Source organism: Lentzea sp. NPDC004782 (assembly GCF_040609115.1).
In the GTDB taxonomy this organism is placed as follows: domain Bacteria; phylum Actinomycetota; class Actinomycetes; order Mycobacteriales; family Pseudonocardiaceae; genus Lentzea.
In genome coordinates, this window is record NZ_JBEXJN010000105.1 from 1 (window position 1) to 17,800 (window position 17,800).

Sequence of the window (17,800 nt, forward strand, 5' to 3'; positions counted from 1 at the left end):
CGCCGTCGCCTCCGCGACGTCGCGGGGGCGCGGGGGGGGGGGCGGGGGGGGGCCCCCCCCCCCACGACGGTCCCCCCTCGCCGGTCAGACCGGGAAGACGCCGAAAGCCTGCGCGGGAGTGCCGTTGCAGACCCAGATCTGCATGGCGGCGTTCTCCACGGGCTGCCCGCCCGGCACGTCGAGGCAGTGGCTCCTCGTGCCCGAGACGCGCGACCGGAGCGTGACGAAGTCCGGCAGGTCCCGGCTCGCCTCGAACCGCTGGTTGCTGATGCCCGAGCAGGGCCACTGCACGACCGGCGTCTGGTTGGTGTTCGTGCCCAGGACGTCCATGCACTTCAGCGTCACCGCGTTGCGGATCTGGAAGATGTGGTCGTCGTGGTCCACGAAGTCCCACCGCTGGAACGGGCTGCCGTTGCACGTCACCTGGACGATCGCCACCCCGTCGGCGAACGACTCCCCCTGCGGCGCCAGGCACTTCCCGGTGCCCGCGTTCCGGACGGTCACGTCGAAGTGGTCGTCGGCGAACGCCGGCGCCGCGGCGCCTGCCGTTCCCGCCACGGCCGCGGCGAACGCCAGCGCGGTCGTGGCAATCCGCTTTCTCATCCGGGTACCTCCGTGAGCAAGGACGCCGTGCCGTTCGCGGCGTCCTGCTCACCATGGCGAGGCCCGTCGACAATCCGTCGACAGTCCGTCGACGGCGACCGCTCACTACGAGGTGAAGCCACCTCGGACCGTGAAGGCACCACCGGTGCCGACGTACGTGTCGGCACGGGCGTCGCGCTTGCCGGCGGCGTGGTTGTACTGGCCGGCGAAGGTGTGCACCCCTTCCGGCACCGCACGGCCCGGCTTGAGCTCCCAGCGGTAGACGACCGCGCCGTCGGCCTCCTTCACGGTGACCGTGAAGTCGTCGGCGGGCAGGGTCTGCCATTGGCCGGTGGTGCGCACACCGCCTGTCTGCACGACACGCACCTCCAGGCTGAACGAGGTGAGCCGCTGGGTGGTCTTGAGGACGACCCTGCTCTGCGCCCAGTTGGGGTGGGTCTGCAGGTCGACGAAGCCCACCGACGACAACGGTCCGTCCGCGACCGGCTTGCCGCTGAGCGGGGCCGGGTCGGTGACCGGTGGCGGGCTGGTCGTGGACGTCTGCTCCGGTTGCGCAGGCGGTGCGACCGGTTCGTCGGTGGTGCGGACGGACGGCGTGGAGCTCGTGGTCGCGCTCGACGGCCCGGACGTCGGGATCGTCCCGGGGTCCGGCGGCGGCGCGGTGTGGACGATGGCGGCCACGGCGAGCCCCGCGGTGGCCAGCGCGCCGGCCGCGGCGAGACCCGCGAACGTCACCCTGGTCCAGGACCTCGCGATGCCCGGCTTCGGGGTGGCGACGCCGGCGCTCGCCATGCCGTGGCGCACCCGTTCCAGGATCCGGCCGCGGTCCGGCTGGTAGGCGTCGGCGGCCTGGTGCAGCCGCCTGCTGATGTCCTCGTTCACCGGTTCCCCCTCCCCGTCATCACGTCCCCCGCCTCGCGCGCCCCGAGGACGCGTTCCAGCTCGGCCATCCCCTTCGAGGTCTGGCTCTTCACCGCGCCCACCGAGATCCCCAGTGCCTGTGCGGTGTCCTTTTCGGACAGATCGAACGCGTGCCGCAGGATCACGCAGGCCCGCTTGCGGAACGGCAACCGGTCCAGCGCCGCCCGCACGTCCACCACGGCCGCCGAGTCCGGGCCGTGCGTCTGCTGTGGACTGCGTGAGAAGAACAACGCGATCCGCCGCCGTTCCCGGGTCGCACTGCGGATGCGTTCCTTGGCCAGGTTCGCCACCACCCCGCGGGCGTACGCCAGCGGGTGCTCCGCCGCGGTCAGCCGGTCCCACCGCTGCCACAGCGCGACCAGCGCGTCCGCGGCCAGGTCGTCGGCGGCCTCGGCCTGCCCGGTCAGCAACCAGGCGAAGCGGGCCAGCTCGGCGTGGTGGCGTTCGAAGAAGTCGTGGAACTGCGCCGATCTGTGGTCGACGACCATGTTTCTCGGTTGCCCTCTCCCTGCCACGCCCTCATCGGGCGGCAATGTACCTGTTGCACTGGGCCGGATGGCCGCGGCCCGGGGCATGGGCCGCGGCCACCCGGTGATCAGGACGGGTCTCCGTAGAGGACACCGCGGCCGTTGCTGCCGACGTAGACGCGGCCGAACACGTCCGGGTCGCCGGTGATGACCCCGCCGACGGCCCCGCCGAACTGGGTGCGGTCGTCGTTGATCCGCGTCCACGTGCCGCCCGCGTCGACGGACCGGAAGATCCCGGTCACGCCCTTCACCGTGCCGATCAGGTAAAGGGCCTGGTAGCGGGCACCGGGGGCGGCCTTGCCGAAGCCGACCGAGTCGGCGGACCGCACACCGCCGACCTTGGTGAAGCTCATCCCGCCGTCGGTGGAGTGCGAGAGCCCGTCGTGGCTCGCGAGCCACAGGTCCCCGGGCGCACCGGGAGCGGCCCTGAGACGTCCGGCCCCCTGCCCGCGGGCGCTGAAGCTCCTGCCACCGTCGGTGCTGGCGTACACCGTGTTGGCGCTGAGCGCGTAGAAGGTGCCTGCTGCGGCACGGTCGGCCATCACGGCGGTGCCCGGCGGCAGCCCGGACGACGCCTTCCACGACTTGCCCAGATCGGTCGAGACGTACGGCACCTGTCCGGCCGGAGTCCACACCACGGTGCCGCCGTCGGCCGAGATCGCCACGGTGCCGCCGCCCGCCGCGCTCACCGGAGCGCCGGTGAACGGCTTCCAGGTGGCGCCGCCGTCGGTGGAGTAGGCGCCGCGCTCCTCGCCGCTGTAGCCGACCCGGACCACGACGTTCGGCTTGGCCTGCGCGAAGTCGAGGCCGGTGGTGTTGCTGAAGCGCGGGCCGGACGAGGCACCGGCCGGCACCTCGTTCAGGTCGTCGTGGCGGAACCCGCCGACGTCGCCCAGCGCGCTGACCAGCTTGCCGCCGGGAGGCGAGACCAGGCCGAGCACCGCGGTCTCCTCCAGGCCCTTGACCGGCACCGACCAGTGCGTGGGACGTCCGCTGTCGGCCTCGGTGACGTCCTTGCTCGCCCACAGACCGGAGCCGGTGCCGTAGATCGCGTGCCCGGAGTCGAACGGGTCGATGGCCAGGGCGCCCATCCAGTGACCGATGCCGGTGCCGACGTACGGCGCCCCGGACGCGTCACGGACGGCCGAGCCGCCGAGCGCCTTCCACGTGGCGCCGCCGTCGGTGGAGCGGAACAGCTCGTCGGACGGCCACCAGCGGTCGAGGGTCGTGACCATGACCGTGGACGGGCGTTGCGGGTCCACGGCCAGTCCCGCGAAGCCAAAACCGTTGCCGGGCATCGGCGAAATGTCCTTCCACGCGCCGTTGGACGGCGTGAGCTTCCAGACCGAGCCCGCGGTCACCCCGTTGGGTCCGGGCGCGTTGGTGTAGGTCACGTAGAACGAGCCGTCACCGGACAGCACGCCGTGGTGCGGCAGGTTCCCGGTGGGCTGACCGGGCACGGCACTCCAGCTGGCGCCGCCGTCGGTGGAGCGGTACAGCGAGGTGGACTTGTCCGCCACGCCGACGTAGATCGTCCTGCTGCCGGCCGGTCCGAAGGTCACGAAGGGCAGGCCGGTGCCGCTGCTGCCGCCGTCCTTCACGGGGAACGACGACACCTGGCTCCACGTCACGCCGTAGTCGGTGCTGCGCCACAGCCCGTTCTTGCGGGTGCCCAGGTAGAGCGTGCCGTTGTTCGCCGGGTCGATCGCGAGCCGCTCGCCCGCGGACCGGCCGTCCTCGTTGCTGCCCAGCTTGAACGGCAGCTCGGTGCGCTGGAACGTCCTGCCCTGGTCGCTGGACCTCAGCAGCGCGGCGTTGCCCGCCCACTCGTTGGTGTAGGTGCCGGTCGCGAGGTAGAGGCGGCCGGGGTCGACCGGGTCGGTGGCCACGCTCTCGATGCCGAGGGTGTTCCAGTCCGCGGCCCAGTCGGTCAGCGGCACCCACTGCCCCGACCTGGCGTCCCAGCGGTAGGCGCCGCCCATGTCGGTGCGCGCGTACAGCAGGTCCTCGCGGCTGGGGTTGAACACGAAGCCGGTGATGAAGCCACCGCCCGCGATCTGCACGTTGCGCCAGTTGTACGGGCCGGAACCGGTCGCGGGAGGAGGGGGTGCCTGGGGCGTTCCGGACGTGGTCGGCGCGGGCCTCGTCGCGGCGGCCGCCACGGGAGCGGTCGGCGTCGCGGGCCTCTCCGCCTTGGCGACCTTCCACCGCTGGTCAGCGCCGCCGCGGTCGTCGGCCTGCACGACCGCCTGGCCGTCGGCACCGTCGGTCACGCACAGCACCTTGCCGGTCTTGCGCGAGACGATCTTCACATCACCTTCGCCCGCGTCGGCGAGCTTCCACTGCTGGTGCTCGGCGCCGACGTCGGACTGCTGCTCGACGTTGGTCTGCGCGGTCGAGCCCGTGGGCACGCCGAGCACCTTCTTGCTGTTGTTGTTGACCAACTGGTAGTAACCGCCGTCGACCGGCTTGAGCCGCCACTGCTGGCTCGCGGCGTCCGGGCTGCGTTTCTCCTGCTGGATCCGGACGCCGTCGGCGCTCTCGGCCCCGGCCACGTCCAGCGCGTTGCCGCTGCGCGCCGAGACGAACTGGTAGTACGCGGCGGCGTCGACCGTCACCGGCTCCTCGTCGCTGAACACCACGCCGAGGTACGAGCCGACCAGCACCGACGCCCCCAGCGCGGCGCCGATCACCGTCCAGCGCCTGCGTGTCCGCGGCCCCTCGCCACCGCGCCGGCCCGCGGTGGACTTGGTCTTGCTCATGGCAGCACTCCTCGATCGTTCTCGCATCTGCCCCCGAGTTGCCGCCGGTCGCGGATAAGGTTGCCGCGGGTTTCAAGAAATTCTGTGAGCGCTAACAGGCCATTACCTGGCGTTACCGAGATGTCACTTGACTGGTCCATTGTTAGCGATAACACTCGCCGCCTACGGCAGTGTTGCCTGTCGGTGACATCGAGGAGAACCAATGAGGCTTGTCCAGATCGCGGCCGCCACCGCGCTCACCCTCACCCTCGCGGCCTGCGGCTCGGCCCAGAAGACGGTCGACCAGCAGGGCTCGTCGAGCGAGGGTGCGCTGGTGGGCGTCACCATGCCGACCCGCTCGTCGGAGCGGTGGATCCACGACGGCGACAACATCAAGAAGGCCCTGGAGGGCAAGGGGTACAAGGTCGACCTCCAGTACGCGGAGAACGACATCCCGACCCAGGCCAACCAGATCGAGAACCAGATCACCAAGGGCGCCAAGCTGCTGATCGTGGCGTCGATCGACGGCACCGCGATCACCTCGCAGCTGCAGCAGGCCGCGGACGCGAAGATCCCGGTCATCGCCTACGACCGGTTGATCCGCAAGAGCCCGAACGTCGACTACTACGCCACGTTCGACAACTTCAAGGTCGGCGTCGAGCAGGCGAACTCGCTGCTCGCCGGGCTGAAGACGCGCGGCGAGGGCCCGTTCAACGTCGAGCTGTTCGCGGGCTCGCCGGACGACAACAACGCCACGTTCTTCTTCAACGGCGCGATGTCCGTGCTCCAGCCGCTCATCGACCAGGGCAAGCTCGTGGTCAAGTCCGGCCAGAAGGACTTCAAGACGGTCGCGATCCTGCGCTGGGACCCGGCGACCGCGCAGAAGCGCATGGAGGACCTGCTCACCTCGACCTACGGCGGTGCCAAGGTCGACGGTGTGCTGTCGCCCTACGACGGTCTGTCGATCGGCATCCTGTCCGCGCTCAAGAGCAGCGGCTACGGCACCGGCGGCCAGGCCTACCCGATCGTGACCGGCCAGGACGCCGAGGTCGCCTCGGTGAAGTCGATCATCGCGGGTGAGCAGTACTCGACGATCCACAAGGACACCCGTCAGCTCGCCGAGGTCACCGTCAAGATGGCCGACGCGGTGCTCAAGGGCGGCAAGCCCGAGGTCAACAACACCAAGGACTACGACAACGGCGTCAAGGTCGTGCCGTCGTACCTCCTGCAGCCGGTCACCGTCGACAAGTCCAACTACAAGAAGGAACTGATCGACTCCGGCTACTACACCGCCGACCAGCTCAGGTAAGAACTGTGTCGGACGAAATCCTGGTGATGCGCGGCATCACCAAGAGGTTCGCGGGTGTCACCGCGCTGCACGACGTCTCGTTGAGCGTGCGGCGCGGTGAGATCCACGCGATCTGCGGAGAGAACGGCGCGGGCAAGTCCACGCTGATGAAGGTGCTGTCCGGGGTGCATCCGCACGGCACGTACGAAGGCGAGATCGTCTTCGACGGCGAGCCGTGCGCGTTCCACGGCGTGCGTGACAGCGAGCAGCGCGGCATCGTGATCATCCACCAGGAGCTCGCGCTGTGCGGGCAGCTCTCCGTCGCGGAGAACCTGTTCCTGGGCAACGAAAGAGCACGGCGCGGGTTCATCGACTGGAACCGCACCAACCACGAGGCGCAGGCGCTGCTCGACCGCGTGGGCCTGCGCGAGAACCCGACCACGCCGGTGAACGACCTCGGCGTCGGCAAGCAGCAGCTGGTCGAGATCGCCAAGGCGCTGTCCAAAGAGGTCAAGCTGCTGATCCTGGACGAGCCGACGGCCGCGTTGAACGACGACGACTCGCAGCACCTGCTCGACCTGCTCGACGGCCTGCGCGACGACGGCATCACCTCGGTGATCATCTCGCACAAGCTCAACGAGGTCACCAGGATCGCCGACACCGTCACCGTGCTGCGGGACGGCAGGACGATCGAGACCCTGCCCGCCGAGGGGCTCAGCGAGGAACGCATCATCTCCGGCATGGTCGGCCGCGACCTGGAGCACCGGTTCCCGCCGCGCACCCCCGACGTCGGCGAGGAGGTGCTGCGCATCGAGGACTGGACGGTGCACAGCCCCGCCCAGCCGGACCGGGTGGTCGTGGACAACGCCACGCTGTCGTTGCGGCGCGGTGAGATCGTCGGTCTCGCCGGGCTGATGGGCGCCGGCCGCACGGAGCTCGCGATGAGCGTGTTCGGCCGCTCCTACGGCGCCGGCATCTCCGGCCGGGTGGTCAAGGACGGCGTGGAGATCGACACCAGGACGGTGCAGGCCGCGATCCGCAACGGGCTCGCGTACGTCAGCGAGGACCGCAAGCGCTACGGCCTGAACCTGATCGAGGGCGTGCAGCGCAACGTCTCCGCAGCGGCGCTGGGCAAGCTCTCCAAGCGCGGCTGGGTCAACGAGAACGAGGAGTACACGGTCGCGGAGCGGTTCCGCCGCTCGATGGGCATCCGCACGCCGGCGGTGTCGACCCAGGTCGGCACGCTGTCCGGCGGCAACCAGCAGAAGGTCGTGCTGGCCAAGTGGATGTTCACCGACCCGGACGTGCTGATCCTCGACGAACCGACGCGCGGCATCGACGTCGGCGCGAAGTACGAGATCTACTCGATCATCAACGACCTGGCCGCGTCGGGCAGGGCCGTGCTGGTCATCTCCTCGGAGCTGCCCGAGCTGCTCGGCCTGTGCGACCGGATCTACGCGCTGTCCGAGGGCCGGATCACCGGCGAGGTGAGCCGTGAAGAGGCCACGCAGGAACGCTTGATGCAGTACATGACACGAGGACAGAACACATGACCACGAACACCGCGGCCGCACCGGCGACCGCCCAGCAGGCTCCGCGCGGGCGGATGTCGATCAACCTGCGGCAGTCCGGCATCTACGTCGCGTTCGCGTTGATCGTCGTGTTGTTCGCGGTGCTGACCGACGGTGCCCTGCTGCAGCCGCAGAACATCTCCAACATCATCGTGCAGAACTCCTACGTGCTGATCCTCGCGATCGGCATGATCCTGGTGATCATCGGCGGGCACATCGACCTCTCGGTCGGCTCGACGGTGGCGCTGACGGGTGCGATCTGCGCGGTGCTGACCGTCCAATGGGGACTCCCCTGGCCGGTGGCGGTGCTGCTGACGCTGCTGTCGGGCGCGCTCATCGGCGCGGCGCAGGGGTACTGGATCGCCTACTTCGGCATTCCGGCGTTCATCGTGACGCTGGCCGGCATGCTGGTGTTCCGCGCGCTCACCCTGACCACGCTGGGCAACCAGGGCATCGGCCCGTTCCCCGACGCGATCCGGTCGCTGTCCAACGGTTTCACCGGCGGCTACCTGGGCAACGTCGGCCTCGGCCCGCTGGGCGGCGCCGACCTGGTGAGCCTGCTCGCGGGCCTCGCCTGCGTGGCCGGCTTCGCGTTGTCGCAGTGGCGCAAGCGCGCGGCCCGGCTCGGTTACGGCCAGACCGTCGACCCGATGCCGGTCTTCGTGCTCAAGCTCGTGGGCGTCGCCGTGGTCGTGATGGCGGTCGTGGTGCAGCTCGCCCGGTTCCGCAACCTGCCGTGGGTGCTGGTGCTGCTCGCGGCGCTGGCGCTCGGCTACTCGCTGATGGCCAACAACTCCGTGTTCGGACGGCACATCTACTCGATCGGCGGCAACCTGCAGGCCGCCACGCTGTCCGGCGTGAAGGTCAAGGCCGTCACGTTCTGGGTGTTCGTCAACATGGGCGCGCTCGCCGCGCTCGCGGGCGTGATCTTCGCGGGCCGGCTCAACCAGGCCGGTCCGACCGCGGGCACGGCGTTCGAGCTGGACGCCATCGCCGCGGCGTTCATCGGTGGTGCCGCCGTCCAGGGCGGTGTCGGCAAGGTGGTCGGCGCCATCACCGGCGGCCTGATCATGGGCGTGATCAACAACGGCATGTCGCTGATCGGCGCGCCCAGCGAACGCGTGATGCTCGTCAAGGGCCTGGTGCTGCTCGCGGCGGTCGCCTACGACGTCTGGACGAAGCGCCGCGCCTGAAAGTCGCTCGCGCTTTCGATGAACGGCGCATTCATCCACCTGAGGTGAACGAATGCGCCGTTCATCGAACTGGCGGGAAAGTTTTGCAAAGCTAAAGACCGAAAGGCAGACAACGACGATGTTGTTTTCCCTGCGCCATTTCGGCGTTGTCGTGGCCGTCACGGCCGCGTTGGTCACGGTTCCCGTGGCCAACGCGGCCGAGTCGCCGGCACGGATCGCGGCCAACGCGTTGTCCGTGCCGAACATCGACGACGTTCGCGGCAACCTGACCCTGCCCACCACCGGCGAGAACGACACGACCATCACGTGGACGTCGTCGGACCGCAGGGTGATCACGCCGACCGGTGAGGTGAGCCGTCCTCCTGCGGGCAGCAAACCGGCCAAGGTCGTGCTGACGGCGAAGGTGAGCCGCGGCTGGTGGCAGTCCGCCACCCGCACGCTGACCGCGACCGTCCCGCCGTTGCCCGCCAAGGAACCGTTGGCGGGCTACAGCTTCTTCTACTTCACCGGCGAAGGCAGCCCGAACGGCGAGCAGATCTACGCCGCCGCCAGCAACGGCAACAACCCGCTGAGCTTCACCGAGCTCAACAACGGCCAGCCGATCCTCAAGTCCAGCCTGGGCGAGCTCGGCGTGCGCGACCCGTTCATCCTGCGCTCCCCCGAGGGCGACAAGTTCTACCTGCTCGCCACCGACCTCAAGATCAACGGCGGCAACGGCTGGGACGCGGCGCAGCGCACCGGCAGCCGGTCGATCATGGTGTGGGAGTCGACCGACCTGCGCAACTGGTCGCGGCAGCGCAGCGTCCAGGTGTCGCCGCCGACCGCGGGCAACACGTGGGCGCCGGAAGCCCACTGGGACGCCAAGCGCGGTACCTACATCGTCTACTGGGCCTCGAAGCTGTACGCGGAGAACGACCCGGACCACAAGGGCGACAGCTACAACCGGATGATGTACGCGACCACCCGCGACTTCGTCACGTTCAGCGCGCCGAAGGTGTGGATCGACCCCGGTTACTCGGTCATCGACTCCACGGTCATCGAGCACGACGGCACCTACTACCGCTACACCAAGGACGAGCGCAACAACACGTCGACCACGCCGTGCAGCAAGTTCATCACCGCGGAGAAGTCGACCGACCTGCTCAACCCCAAGTACGACTTCGTGGCCGAATGCATCGGCAAGGCCACCGCGACCAGCCCCGGCCTGAGCGCCGGTGAGGGCCCGACGGGCTTCAAGTCCAACACCGAGAACAAGTGGTACCTGTTCATCGACGAGTTCGGCGGCCGCGGGTACGTGCCGTTCGAGACCACCGACCTCGCGTCCGGCAAGTGGACGATGTCGACCGGTGCCAAGCTGCCCGCGTCGCCGCGGCACGGCACGGTGCTGCCGGTGACCCAGGCCGAGCTGAACCGGATCACCGCTCCCCCGGCGCCGGTGAAGGCCGACAGCAACGGTCTCGTCGCGCACTGGCCGCTCAACGGCTCCGCCGACGACGCCACCGGGCACGGCTACGACGGCGTGACCGCCGGCAAGACGACGTGGTCCGACGGCGCGCTGTCGTTGCAGGGCGGGCACGTCCAGCTGCCCAACAACATGCTGACCGGCGCGTCGGCCGCCACGGTCTCCGCCGACGTGCTGGTGGACCCAGCGCAGCAGACGCCGTACTTCCTCTACGGGTTCGGCAACACCGGCAAGGACGGGGCCGGCAACGGCTACCTGTTCAGCACCGGTGACAGCTACCGGGGCGCGATCGCGACCGGCAACTGGTCGACCGAGCAGGGCGTGAACTCGAACCGCCCGCTGCCTCGCGGGGTCTGGAAGAACGTGACGCTGACCGTCGGGGGCGGCGTCGAGGTGCTCTACCTCGACGGTGTCGAGGTGGGCCGCAACACGGCGGCCACCATCAAGCCGTCGGACATCGGCGGCGGGATCACCGCGGCCAACTACCTCGGCCGTTCGGTCTACTCGGCGGACCGGCCGTTCCTCGGCAAGATGAAGGACGTCCGGCTCTACAACCGGGCGCTGTCCGGTGACGAGGTGGCGGCGCTGCCGTTCAACGGCACCCTGGTCCGGTCGGTCTCGCACCCCTCGCTCAAGGCGCCCGCGGTCATCGGGTCCGGCACCGTGGTGCTGCCCGTGAAACCCGGCACCGACCTGCGCCGGATGAAGCTCGACTTCGGCCTCGCCCCCGGCGCCACCATCACCCCGAACGGTGCGGTCGACCTGCGCAAGCCCCGCAAGTTCGTGGTGAGGTCGGGCCGCGAGAGTCGCGAGTGGACGGTCGAGGCCCACGAGCTGCGCAGCCCCGTGCTGCCGGGCCTCAACGCCGACCCGAACATCGTGGCGTTCGGCGACACGTACTACATGTACGCGACCACGGACGGGTTCCCCGGCTGGAGCGGCACGAAGTTCTCCGCCTGGTCCTCGAAGAACCTGACGGACTGGAAGAACGAGGGCGTCATCCTCGACCTCGGTCCCGACGTCAGCTGGGCCGACAGCCGCGCGTGGGCGCCGACCATCGCCGAGCGGGACGGCAAGTACTACTTCTACTTCTGCGCCGACGCCAAGATCGGTGTCGCGGTGAGCGACTCGCCCACCGGCCCGTTCGTCGACTCCGGCAAGCCGCTGATCCCGCGCAACCCCAGCGGTGGCGGCCAGGCGATCGACCCGGCGGTGTTCATCGACCACACCGGCAAGCCGTACCTGTACTGGGGCAACGGCGAGGCGTACGTCGCGCCGCTCAACGACGACATGATCTCCTTCGATCCGGCCGAGGTCGTCCGGATCGAGGGGCTGACGGACTTCCGCGAGGGCATGTTCATGGTCGAGCGGAAGGGCACGTACTACCTGAGCTGGTCGGTCGACGACACCGGCAGCGAGAACTACCGCGTCGCCTACGCCACGGCGCCGAGCCCGACCGGGCCGTTCACCAACCGCGGCCTGATCCTGAGCAAGGACCTCAAGCTCGGCATCAAGGGCACCGGTCACAGCTCGATGCTGCAGGTGCCCGGCACCGACGACTGGTACCTCGCCTACCACCGGTTCGCCATCCCGGACGGTGACGGCACGCACCGCGAGACCACCATCGACAAGCTGAAGTTCAACCGCGACGGCACGATCGCACCGGTCGTGCCCACCCTGGAGAGCGTCGCGCCACAGCGGATCCGGCCGCACCACTGCCGGGCCGACTACAACTGATCGAGGAGTTCGATGTCGCAACGGGAACCCGAGCTCGGCCGAGAGCTGTTCGGCCGGGTCGGTGACACCGACGTCCACCGGTACGTCCTGGCGTGGCCGGGTGGGCTCACCGTGCGGGTGCTGGACTACGGCGGCGTGATCCAGTCGCTGGAGGCCCCGGACCGCGACGGTGCGCCCGCCAACGTGGTGCTCGGGTTCCCGTCGCTCGACGACTACGTCGCGAACAACCAGCCGGACGCCGCCAGGGTGTTCTTCGGCGCCGTGATCGGCCGGTACGCCAACCGGATCGCCTCCGGCGCCTTCACCCTGGACGGCGTCCTGCACCGGCTGCCGCGCAACAACGGCCCGAACACCCTGCACGGCGGCCCGTCCGGCTTCGACACGCGGGTGTGGTCGGCGACCGAGCTGCACGAGACCGACAGCGTGGGCGTGCGGCTCGACCTGGAGAGCCCGGACGGTGACGCGGGCTTCCCCGCCACCGTGTCCGCGCAGGTGACCTACCGCCTCGACCGGCAGAACCGGCTGAGCATCACCTACCGCGCGACCGCCGACGCGCCGACCGTGCTGAACCTGACCAACCACACGTACTGGAACCTGGCCGGCGAGGGCAGCGGTGACGTGTACGGGCAGTCGCTGACGCTCAACGCGAGCCGGTTCTGCCCGGTCGACGACACGTTGATCCCGGTGGGTGATCCCGTCGCGGTCGACGAGACCCCGTTCGACTTCCGGCGACCGGTCCCGATCGGCGAGCGCATGGGCCTGCCCGATCCCCAGCTGCTCATCGCGGGCGGCTACGACCACAACTGGGTGCTGGACGTGGACGCGCCGTTCACCGCGCGGGCGAGCGACCCGGTGTCCGGGCGCGTGCTGACGATGTGGACCAGCGAGCCCGGGCTGCAGTTCTACTCCGGCAACTTCCTGACCGAGGACCTGGTCGGCCCGAGCGGCCGCTCCTACCACCGCGGCGCCGGGTTCGCCCTGGAAGCGCAGCACTTCCCCGACTCGCCGAACCGCCCGGACTTCCCCAGCACCGTGCTGCGGCCGGGCGAGGTCTACCACCAGGAGACGGTGTACCAACTGTCCACAGTGGATTAGAATCTTCTGATCGATTCGACCGGCTGTTCGATTCGACATGAACTTCCCGACGGGCTGTCTCGTTCAAGGATGTTGACCGAGCTCCGTTCACGAAGGGACCTGTCGTGACAGCCGTGTTCCAGGAAGCTGCCCTGCGCGATCTACCCCCTGCCGATCGCGAGCTGTTCCAGTCATTCGGCGCAGGACCGACCAGGACTCCCCCGTTCCACCGCATTCATCACGCCTTTGAAAAACATGCGTTACGACGTCCGCACTGGACGGCCGTCGAGCACCTCGGCGAGTCGCTGACCTACGCGGAGCTCGACGCCAGGGCCTCCTGGCTCGCCGAGCTGCTCGTGCGCAACGGGGTGCGGCCCGGCGACCACGTCGGACTGTTCCTCACCCGGTCCGTCCCGATGGTCGTGGGCATCCTCGCGGTGCTCAAGGCGGGTGCGGCCTATGTGCCGCAGGACGTGCGCATCACCCCGGAAGCGCACCTGCGGCACATCGTCCGCACCGCCCGCATCGACGTCGTGCTCACCACGAAGGCCGACGCGGCCGCGTTGCCCCGCCACCTCGGCATGGTGATCGCGATCGACGCCCTGCCCGACGTGAGGTCGTTCCGCCGCAGCATCACCGGCGAGTCGGACATCGCGGCCGTCATCTTCACCTCCGGCACCACCGGACGGCCCAACGGGGTGCGCGTCTCGCACGCCAACCTGTGCAACGTCCTGCTCACCCGGCCGGGCACCCTCGGCATCACCACCGGGACCAGGGTGTCGCAGCTGCTGAACATCGCGTTCGACATGGCGATCTGGGAGATCCTCGGCACGCTCGCGAACGGCGGCACGCTGGTGATCCGCGGCACCGACCTGGAGCAGACCGCGAGCACTGTGGACGTCGTCATCGCGACGCCCAGCGTGCTGGCGTCGTTGAATCCCGATGTGTGCCAACGGGTGCACACGGTCGCGGTCGCCGGTGAACGGTGCCCGCAGGCGCTGGCCGACAGGTGGTCGCGGCACGCGGCCTTCCACAACGCGTGCGGCCCCACGGAAGTCACCATCGTCAACACCGTGCAGCGATACGACCCGAACGCCGGGGTGCTCACCATCGGCAGGCCGGTGCCGAACACCACGGTGTACGTGCTCGACGAGCACCTGCGGCCGTGCCGCATCGGCGAGATCGGTGAGATGTGGGCGGGCGGCGCGTGCGTGACCGAAGGCTACCTGGGTGACGACGACCTGACCGCGCAACGATATCGGCCTGATCCGTTCCTCGGCGGCGACCACGTGATGTTCCGGACCCGCGACCTCGGCAGGTGGACGACCGACGGGCAGCTGGAGCACCACGGCCGCACGGACGACCAGGTCAAGGTCCGCGGGTTTCGGGTGGAACTCGACGCCGTGACGTCGGCGCTGGAGCACGCGGCGGACTGCGCCCGCGCCACGACGCTGGTGCACAACGGAAGGCTCGTCGGGTTCATCAGCCCGGCCACCGCGGCGCCGGAGCAGGCCAGGCGCGCGGTCGAGCAGCGACTGCCCTACTACTGCGTGCCCACGCTGATCGTCGCCGTCGACACGTTGCCGACGACCGACCGCGGCAAGGTCGACCGGCGCGCGCTCGTGTCGCGTTTGGACGGTCTGGCGCAGAAGGAAACCGTGGCATGACCGTGCACGCTGTCGCGCTGCCGCCGGCTGACCGGTCGCTGCGCACGATCCTGCGCCGTCGTCCCTTCACCCACCACAACCGCCTCGCCGCGACCGTCGTCCTCGCGAACGTCGTCGCCGCGCTGTCCTGGCACTGGCAGGGTGACGCGAAGGTGCTGACCACGCTGGTGGTCCTCAACGTCACCCTGGCCGCGCTGATCCGCCAGCAGCTCGTGATCAACCTGCTGTTCCGGCTCGCCACCAGCGCGCCGACGCACTGGCCGTTGCGGATCCGCTGGACGCTCGGCAAGGTCTACCACTTCGGCGGCCTGCACGTCGGTGCCGCGATCTGCGCCACCGCGTGGTTTCTCGTGCTGGCCGTCACGACGACGGGACCGCCGTTCGTGCAGGTGCTGACGTGGGTGATCTTCGCGGTGCTCGGCGGGATGATCGTGCTCGCGCTGCCCCGGTTGCGGGCCCGCCACCACGACCTGTTCGAGCGCTCGCACCGGTTCGGCGGATGGACGGTGCTCGTGCTGTTCGCCGTGCTGGCGGCGGTGTCGGACCCGGTGTTCCTCTGGCCGCTCGCCCTCGTGGCGGTCAGCGTGGCGCTGCCGTGGCTGCGGCTGCGCCGGGTGCCGGTGCGGATCGACAGCCCGTCACCGCACGTCGCGCTCGTGTCGTTCGACTACGGCGTCACGCCGTTCGCCGGATCGTCGACCGCGGTGAGCCGCAACCCGTTGCTGGAGTGGCATTCCTTCGCCAACGTCCCGGCGCCGGGCCGCAGCGGGTTCCGGCTCACGATCTCCCGTTCCGGGGACTGGACGGGGAAGTTCATCACCGACCGGCCCGGTCACGTGTGGGTGAAGGGCATCCCGACCGCGGGCGTCGGCAACATCGACAAGCTGTTCACCAGGGTGGTGTGGGTCGCCACCGGCAGCGGCATCGGCCCCTGCCTGCCGCACCTGCTGGCGGAGACCGCGCCCGCCGAGCTCGTGTGGTCGACCCGCGACCCGCGCCGCACCTACGGTGACGCGCTGGTGGACGAGATCCTGCGGGTGCAGCCCGACGCCGTCGTCTGGGACACCTCCACCGAGGGCAAACCCGACCTGGTCGCTCTCGCCTACGACGCCTGCCGCCGGTTCGACGCGGAGGCGGTCATCTGCATCTCCAACAAACCGACCACCTGGCAGGTCGTCGAAGAGCTCGAATCCAGGGGAATTCCCGCCTACGGCGCGATCTGGGACTCGTGAGGAGACCACTGTGGACTATCAGAACCTGGTGCTCGACGAGCAGGGCGGCGTGCTGACCGTGACCGTGAACCGGCCGCGGGCCCGCAACGCCCTGTCGCAGGCGACGCTCAGCGAACTGCGTCACCTCCTGACGACGCTGTCCGGGCCTCGCGCGGTGCTGCTGACGGGAGCGGAAGGGCCCGCGTTCATCGCCGGTGCCGACATCCGCGAGATGGCTTCGATGACACCGGAGGAGGGTGAGGCGTTCGGCGCGCTGGGCCAGGAGGTGACCCGGTTGCTCGAACAGCTGCCCGTCCCGGTGGTGGCCTGCGTGGACGGTTACGCGCTCGGCGGCGGCTGCGAGATGGCGCTGGCGTGCGACTTCGTCTACGCCACCGGCAAAGCGGTGTTCGGGCAACCGGAGGTGCTGCTGGGCCTCATCCCCGGCTTCGGCGGCTGCGTCCGGCTGTTCCGGCGGGTCGGGGCGGCGCGGGCCCGCGAGATGATCTACTCCGGCCGCCGGGTCGACGCGGCCGAGGCGCACCGGATCGGGTTGGTGAACCAGGTCTTCGACACGCGCGAGGAGATGTTCGCCGCCGCACGGCTCGTGCTCGCCGACATCGCCGCCAACTCGCCCGACGCGGTCGCGACGTGCAAGGCGACTCTGCGGGCCGTCGACGGACTGCCGGTCGACACGGGCCTGCGCGTCGAGCTGGACGCGTTCCGGCACACCTTCACCACCGCCGACATGCGCGAGGGAACATCGGCGTTCCTGGCCAAACGCACTCCGGTGTTCCGCCAGTGAGACGAGGTGCGCCATCAACACCGACCACATCACCCTCCTGCGCGCGCTGCACGACGGCCACGCCGCCGCGCTCTGGCGCTACGCGCTGCGCCTCACCGGCGACGAGCAACTGGCGGAAGACGTCGTCCAGGAAGCCCTGCTGCGCGCCTGGCGGCATCCGGACATCCTGGAACAGGGCTCCTCGGCGTCGAAGGCGTGGCTGTACGCCGTGGCGCGCAACTTCGCCATCGACGAGCGGCGCAGCGCCCAGGCCAGGTGGGAGGTCGAGTCCGCCCGCGTGCCGGAGCGCCCGCGGTCCGACGACACCGACGCCGCACTCGACGCCTGGCTCATCGCCGACGCGTTGTCCCAGCTGAAACCCGAGCACCGCGTGGTGATCACGCGGGCCTACTTCCGCGGTGAGACCATCGCCGAGCTCGCCGACGCCCTGGACGTCCCGCAGGGCACCGTGAAGTCGCGGCTGCACTACGGCCTGCGCGCGCTTCGACTGGCGTTGCAGGAGAACGGGGTCACGGGGCGGTGACACCGCCAGCGGACCCGTTCCGGGAGTGGGACGTCGCCTACGTGCTGGGGTCGCTGTCGCCGGGCGACCGCCAGGCCTACGAACGCCACCTCGACGTCTGCCCGCCGTGCGAGCAGGCGGTGGGCCAGCTCGCGGGGATGCCGGGATTTCTGGCGCGCGTGCCGAGGTCGTGGGCGGTCGAGTCGCTCGGCACCGCGCCGGAGGTGCCGCCCACGCTGCTGCCCCGGCTGGTGCGGGCGGTGCGGCGGCGTGCTCTGATGCTCACGGCGGTGGCCGTCCTCATCGCCGCCGTGCTCGGTGCCGGCGTGTGCGGCGTGTTCTGCTGGCTGACGTGAGCGCCGCGGCGCCAGGCCCGCCCGCTGCTCGATGAACGGCTCATTCGTCCACCTGGTGTTTTAACCAGGATGCTCTTGACCTTTGACATGGGTACGGCCACCGCTTGATCATCTTTGGGTTCCTCTCACAGAGCTCAAAGAC

Annotated in this window: 14 protein-coding genes; 10 read left to right on the plus strand and 4 right to left on the minus strand. The window is 69.8% G+C overall.

Annotation, left to right across the window (positions count from 1 at the left end):
• Window positions 1-84: 84 nt before the first annotated feature.
• The 4 genes from ABZV40_RS44420 to ABZV40_RS44435 all read right to left on the minus strand — a co-directional run bounded on the left by ABZV40_RS44420 (window position 85) and on the right by ABZV40_RS44435 (window position 4,813).
• Window positions 85-603: an RICIN domain-containing protein gene (locus ABZV40_RS44420; protein ID WP_355456006.1), complete on the minus strand. Its 519-nt coding sequence runs from the start codon at window positions 601-603 to the stop codon at window positions 85-87.
• A 105-nt stretch (window positions 604-708) separates the two neighbouring features.
• The gene (locus tag ABZV40_RS44425; protein ID WP_355456008.1) at window positions 709-1,485 is read right to left on the minus strand and encodes a hypothetical protein; all 777 of its coding nucleotides are present in this window, start codon (window positions 1,483-1,485) and stop codon (window positions 709-711) included.
• Window positions 1,482-2,012, minus strand: coding sequence for a SigE family RNA polymerase sigma factor (locus ABZV40_RS44430; protein WP_355456010.1), 531 nt, complete (start codon window positions 2,010-2,012; stop codon window positions 1,482-1,484). Before ABZV40_RS44430 ends, ABZV40_RS44425 begins: the two co-directional genes overlap by 4 nt.
• A 107-nt stretch (window positions 2,013-2,119) precedes the next feature.
• Complete coding sequence (locus ABZV40_RS44435; protein WP_355456012.1) at window positions 2,120-4,813, minus strand: RICIN domain-containing protein; 2,694 nt, start codon at window positions 4,811-4,813, stop codon at window positions 2,120-2,122.
• A 202-nt stretch (window positions 4,814-5,015) separates the two neighbouring features.
• Here ABZV40_RS44435 and chvE point away from each other — a divergent pair, with 202 nt between their 5' ends.
• From chvE to ABZV40_RS44485, 10 genes are all read left to right on the plus strand, one after another.
• Window positions 5,016-6,101, plus strand: a complete 1,086-nt coding sequence (gene chvE / locus ABZV40_RS44440) for a multiple monosaccharide ABC transporter substrate-binding protein (protein ID WP_355456014.1) — start codon at window positions 5,016-5,018, stop codon at window positions 6,099-6,101.
• A gap of 5 nt (window positions 6,102-6,106) precedes the next feature.
• Window positions 6,107-7,633 carry a multiple monosaccharide ABC transporter ATP-binding protein gene (gene mmsA, locus ABZV40_RS44445; protein WP_355456016.1) on the plus strand — a complete coding sequence of 509 codons (1,527 nt, stop codon included), beginning with the start codon at window positions 6,107-6,109 and terminating at the stop codon, window positions 7,631-7,633.
• Window positions 7,630-8,844, plus strand: a complete 1,215-nt coding sequence (gene mmsB, locus ABZV40_RS44450) for a multiple monosaccharide ABC transporter permease (protein ID WP_355456018.1) — start codon at window positions 7,630-7,632, stop codon at window positions 8,842-8,844. The genes mmsA and mmsB overlap by 4 nt, the downstream gene beginning before the upstream one ends.
• Before the next feature lie 118 nt (window positions 8,845-8,962).
• Window positions 8,963-12,043 carry a family 43 glycosylhydrolase gene (locus ABZV40_RS44455; RefSeq protein ID WP_355456020.1) on the plus strand — a complete coding sequence of 1,027 codons (3,081 nt, stop codon included), beginning with the start codon at window positions 8,963-8,965 and terminating at the stop codon, window positions 12,041-12,043.
• 12 nt (window positions 12,044-12,055) lie between these two features.
• Entirely contained in the window at window positions 12,056-13,138 is a 1,083-nt protein-coding gene (locus ABZV40_RS44460; protein WP_355456022.1) for an aldose epimerase family protein, read from the plus strand.
• Window positions 13,139-13,242: 104 nt separating this feature from the next.
• Window positions 13,243-14,784: an amino acid adenylation domain-containing protein gene (locus tag ABZV40_RS44465; RefSeq protein WP_355456024.1), complete on the plus strand. Its 1,542-nt coding sequence runs from the start codon at window positions 13,243-13,245 to the stop codon at window positions 14,782-14,784.
• Window positions 14,781-16,016 (plus strand): hypothetical protein, encoded by a 1,236-nt coding sequence (locus tag ABZV40_RS44470; RefSeq protein ID WP_355456026.1) that lies wholly within the window; start codon window positions 14,781-14,783, stop codon window positions 16,014-16,016. The genes ABZV40_RS44465 and ABZV40_RS44470 overlap by 4 nt, the downstream gene beginning before the upstream one ends.
• A gap of 10 nt (window positions 16,017-16,026) precedes the next feature.
• A complete protein-coding gene (locus ABZV40_RS44475; RefSeq protein WP_355456028.1) occupies window positions 16,027-16,800 on the plus strand; it encodes an enoyl-CoA hydratase-related protein in 774 nt (257 codons plus the stop codon).
• 28 nt (window positions 16,801-16,828) lie between these two features.
• Complete coding sequence (locus ABZV40_RS44480) at window positions 16,829-17,323, plus strand: sigma-70 family RNA polymerase sigma factor (RefSeq protein WP_355456032.1); 495 nt, start codon at window positions 16,829-16,831, stop codon at window positions 17,321-17,323.
• The gene (locus tag ABZV40_RS44485) at window positions 17,320-17,658 is read left to right on the plus strand and encodes a zf-HC2 domain-containing protein (RefSeq protein WP_355456030.1); all 339 of its coding nucleotides are present in this window, start codon (window positions 17,320-17,322) and stop codon (window positions 17,656-17,658) included. The genes ABZV40_RS44480 and ABZV40_RS44485 overlap by 4 nt, the downstream gene beginning before the upstream one ends.
• Window positions 17,659-17,800: the final 142 nt, after the last annotated feature.

What these genes read in the sequence shown, in the direction of transcription:
- ABZV40_RS44420 (WP_355456006.1), bottom strand. Translation starts at nt 603, where the DNA reads ATGAGAAAGCGGATTGCCACGACCGCGCTGGCGTTCGCCGCGGCCGTG.
- ABZV40_RS44430 (WP_355456010.1), bottom strand. Translation starts at nt 2,012, where the DNA reads ATGGTCGTCGACCACAGATCGGCGCAGTTCCACGACTTCTTCGAACGC.
- ABZV40_RS44435 (WP_355456012.1), bottom strand. Translation starts at nt 4,813, where the DNA reads ATGAGCAAGACCAAGTCCACCGCGGGCCGGCGCGGTGGCGAGGGGCCG.
- chvE (WP_355456014.1), top strand. Translation starts at nt 5,016, where the DNA reads ATGAGGCTTGTCCAGATCGCGGCCGCCACCGCGCTCACCCTCACCCTC.
- mmsB (WP_355456018.1), top strand. Translation starts at nt 7,630, where the DNA reads ATGACCACGAACACCGCGGCCGCACCGGCGACCGCCCAGCAGGCTCCG.
- ABZV40_RS44455 (WP_355456020.1), top strand. Translation starts at nt 8,963, where the DNA reads ATGTTGTTTTCCCTGCGCCATTTCGGCGTTGTCGTGGCCGTCACGGCC.
- ABZV40_RS44460 (WP_355456022.1), top strand. Translation starts at nt 12,056, where the DNA reads ATGTCGCAACGGGAACCCGAGCTCGGCCGAGAGCTGTTCGGCCGGGTC.
- ABZV40_RS44470 (WP_355456026.1), top strand. Translation starts at nt 14,781, where the DNA reads ATGACCGTGCACGCTGTCGCGCTGCCGCCGGCTGACCGGTCGCTGCGC.